General features: G+C 63.8%; 3 protein-coding genes and 1 riboswitch. Of the genes, 2 read left to right on the forward strand and 1 reads right to left on the reverse strand.

Translation table 11 applies throughout. From position 1 onward, the window contains the following. Positions 1 to 720, reverse strand: a 720-nt coding sequence (gene cobW, locus HP547_RS28425) for a cobalamin biosynthesis protein CobW (RefSeq protein WP_172288821.1), incomplete at its 3' end; no start/stop codon positions are given. Positions 721 to 819: 99 nt separating this feature from the next. Then, positions 820 to 1,031, reverse strand: a riboswitch (cobalamin riboswitch). A 79-nt stretch (positions 1,032 to 1,110) separates the two neighbouring features. Here cobW and HP547_RS28430 point away from each other — a divergent pair. Continuing rightward, a complete protein-coding gene (locus HP547_RS28430; protein ID WP_172228056.1) occupies positions 1,111 to 1,488 on the forward strand; it encodes a glyoxalase superfamily protein in 378 nt (125 codons plus the stop codon). Then, positions 1,485 to 1,841, forward strand: a complete 357-nt coding sequence (locus tag HP547_RS28435) for a hypothetical protein (RefSeq protein ID WP_172288823.1) — start codon at positions 1,485 to 1,487, stop codon at positions 1,839 to 1,841. Before HP547_RS28430 ends, HP547_RS28435 begins: the two co-directional genes overlap by 4 nt. The last annotated feature ends 364 nt before the right edge of the window (positions 1,842 to 2,205 follow it).

Consider the following 2,205-nt stretch of genomic DNA (forward strand, 5'->3'; position numbering starts at 1 on the left):
GCCATCGATGTGCGCCTCGGACTCGGCACCCACGCCCAGCAGCACGTCAATTGGCAACTTGCCGCTGCTGGCCTCGATCACCTTGACCGCTGGCGGCAGTTCTTCGGCCACTTCGGCACGCACTTTGGCCAAGCCCTCGGCATCGATCAGGTCGGCCTTGTTCAGCACCACCAGGTCGGCGCTGGCCAGCTGGTCGGCGAACAGTTCGTGCAGCGGCGATTCGTGGTCCAGGTTAGGGTCGAGCTTGCGCTGGGCATCGACCTGGTCCGGGTAGGCGGCGAAGGTGCCGGCGGCTACCGCCGGGCTGTCGACCACGGTGATCACCGCGTCGACCGTGCAAGCGTTGCGGATTTCCGGCCACTGGAAGGCCTGTACCAGCGGCTTGGGCAGGGCCAGGCCACTGGTTTCGATGAGGATGTGGTCGAGGTCGCCACGGCGCGCCACCAGCTCGCGCATCACCGGGAAGAATTCTTCCTGCACGGTGCAGCACAGGCAGCCGTTGGCCAGCTCGTAGACGCGGCCGCTGGCTTCTTCCTCGGTGCAGCCGATGCTGCACTGCTTGAGGATTTCGCCGTCGATGCCCAGCTCGCCGAACTCGTTGACGATGACCGCGATACGGCGGCCCTGGGCGTTGTCGAGCATGTGCCGCAGCAAGGTGGTCTTGCCCGAACCGAGGAAGCCGGTAACGATGGTGACGGGGAGCTTGGCCAGTGTTTTCATGTCGCAGTGCCCTTGGCAGAATGGCGCGGGCATGCAGGACGACAGCCGCAGGCCAGGCCGGCCGGGCTTGTTCGCCACCGGATCACCCCGCCCGGTTGAAAGTCGAAAACGTTGCGAGGCAGGTCTCCTGGCTGGCACCGTTCCAGTTGCCGGCTGAAGCCAGGCTGGCGGGATGACGCCTTCCCGCGCGTTGGCGCAGTGGCTGTGTCGATCCGTTGTCGGTGCTTACAGTTGCGGGGGCAGCCGCGGCTTGTACCGCGTTCCCGTCTTAGCTTCGGCCTGGCCGAAGAACCTCGAACTGGCAAGGCTACGCAGTGGCTGGCGGGTGGTCAACCACAGGTTGCGCAACTGCGCTAGAGTAGCGTCTTTGCCCACGGTCAAGGACGCCCCATGCCCCTCGCTCCCGCCATCCCGGTGCTGCGTATCTTCTCGGTCGAAAAGGCCAGGGAGTTCTACCTCGAATTTCTCGGTTTCACGCTGGACTGGGAACACCGCTTCAGCCCGGACCTGCCGCTGTACATGCAGGTTCATCGTGACAGCCTGATCCTGCACCTTTCCGAACACCATGGTGACGCGTGCCCCGGCTCGACGGTGTTCGCCCGCATCGACGACCTGCGCGCGCTGGAGCATGAACTGCAAGCGAAACAGTACGGCTACGCGCGGCCCGAAGCCGAGCGCCTGGACTGGGGCTTGCAGATGCAGGTGTGGGACCCGTTCGGTAACCGGCTGCGGTTCTGTCAGCAGATCGACGACGAGGCAAACCTGTGAAGGCATCTGGCAAGCGTGAAATGGCCAGACTGGAGCGTGAACTGGTGATATGCCTGACCGATGCCTGCGAAACTGCCAAGGCAGAAATCATCGGCTTCAGCTGGCTGACCCACCGGCTCGATCCTGAGGATTTTCCGGCCAGCTTGCGCATAACCTGGGTGTTCGAGCAAGAAGCCGACAAGGCTGCAGCCATGACGGGCGACGCCAAGACGCGCATGCTGGTGCTGACTGCACAAGCGTTGGAGGCGGCGGGCATAGCACTGGATCATCCGGCATGGCATGTGCGGTTCGACAGTGAAGAGGCTTGTGCGCAGGGGCATGGCGGTGATTGGGGGAAGCGCTTGGGGCGGTAGACCGTTGGGATTGGCGAAAGTTTTGCGGCGCCTGTGAAACCGAGCGCCGCCCGCGCGGCGCTTCGCGGGTAAATCGGATCGCCGCACCGCCGCTCCCACATTTGTTGCAACGTGGCCATGCCTGTGAGAGAGGGTTGCCCGCCTTGGTGTTTGGCTTGAGACAGGTGAGGCTGCAGTGTGGCCCACCCATAAATCCAGTCGAGCCAACAAGGCTGGCAACCATGGCCTGTCAGGGTTGGTACGTTGCAGCAAATGTGGGAGCGGCGGTGCGGCGATCCGATTTACCCGCGAAGCGCCGCGCGGGCGGCGCTCGATTTCACAGGCGCTAAAAATCTTGCGGTGAACACCTCGCAACCTCAATTCG

The sequence above is a fragment of the Pseudomonas sp. CM27 genome, assembly GCF_013179515.1.
Lineage (GTDB): Bacteria > Pseudomonadota > Gammaproteobacteria > Pseudomonadales > Pseudomonadaceae > Aquipseudomonas.